The 966-nt window shown below is 63.0% G+C and carries 2 protein-coding genes; both read left to right on the top strand.

Features of this window, described 5'->3' with window-relative positions; genetic code table 11:
• Positions 1-480, top strand: a 480-nt coding sequence (locus QMK32_RS25165) for a tyrosine-type recombinase/integrase (RefSeq protein ID WP_283478300.1), incomplete at its 5' end; no start/stop codon positions are given.
• The gene (locus QMK32_RS25160) at positions 477-806 is read left to right on the top strand and encodes a helix-turn-helix domain-containing protein (protein WP_283478298.1); all 330 of its coding nucleotides are present in this window, start codon (positions 477-479) and stop codon (positions 804-806) included. The genes QMK32_RS25165 and QMK32_RS25160, both read left to right, overlap by 4 nt.
• The last annotated feature ends 160 nt before the right edge of the window (positions 807-966 follow it).

Genomic DNA, 966 nt, shown 5'->3' with positions numbered 1-966 from the left:
CACAATCCGAAGGTCCCCGCGTTCGGTCGCAGCGGCGGCTTGTTCGTGCGGTGGGGTAAATCCTCGCGCGGTGGACCGCCCAAACGTCGCACTGTCCTCACCGTCCCCGAGATGGACTGGATCGTCCCAGTTCTACACCATTGGATCGATGAGGTCCGGCCGCAATTCGGTGTCGGAGCGCATCCGGCGTTGTGGGTGACCGAACGCGCCGACCGCATGTCATTGCGTCGCATCAACGAAGCGTTCACCACCGCACGCACGGCCGCGAACCTTCCGGTAGAACTCGATCTGCATTGCTTGCGCCACAGCTACGTCACCCACCTCGTCGAATTCGACTATCCGGAGAAGTTCGTTTCCGCTCAGGTCGGACACGCGTACGCCGCGACGACAGCCCTCTACACCGGAGTCTCCGATGACTACCGCAACCGGCTGCTACACCGGGCCCTGACAAAACACTCCGACCTGTGGGAGAAGCCGTGACGAAAAAGATGAGCTACCACTGGCATCTACGCCAGATCATGGCGACGCGGGACCTGTACGCCACCTCGGACCTGGTGCCGTTGTTGGCCGAACGCGGCATCCACCTCTCCCGCGAACAAGTGTTCCGGCTCGTCACCCAACCCCCGCAACGACTGAGCATGGACACCCTCGCTGCACTGTGCGACATTCTCGACGTCAGGGTCGACGACCTCATCGAAATCACCGTCACCCACGACCAGGTCACCAAAACCGTCAACAGCCACCTCGCACCGACACCGGCCCCGACGGTGCGGCGCTCCACGATCCGTCGCCCGCAGGGACTGTGAACTTCCGCGAGCAACGCCGCCGTGAGAAGACCGACGCCGCTGCAGCAATCACCGCGTGGATCTGTGTCCGACTACCCGCTGCCGATCTCGACGCCGTGACGCGAGGACTGGACGAGCTGAAGTTGACACCCGTGCACACTGCACGGGTTCTCGCACACTT

This window comes from Rhodococcus sp. H29-C3 (genome assembly GCF_030063405.1).
Classification (GTDB): Bacteria; Actinomycetota; Actinomycetes; order Mycobacteriales; family Mycobacteriaceae; genus Rhodococcoides.
The sequence above is the reverse complement of the archived record's forward strand: the minus strand, read 5'-3'. Positions and strand labels throughout refer to the sequence as shown.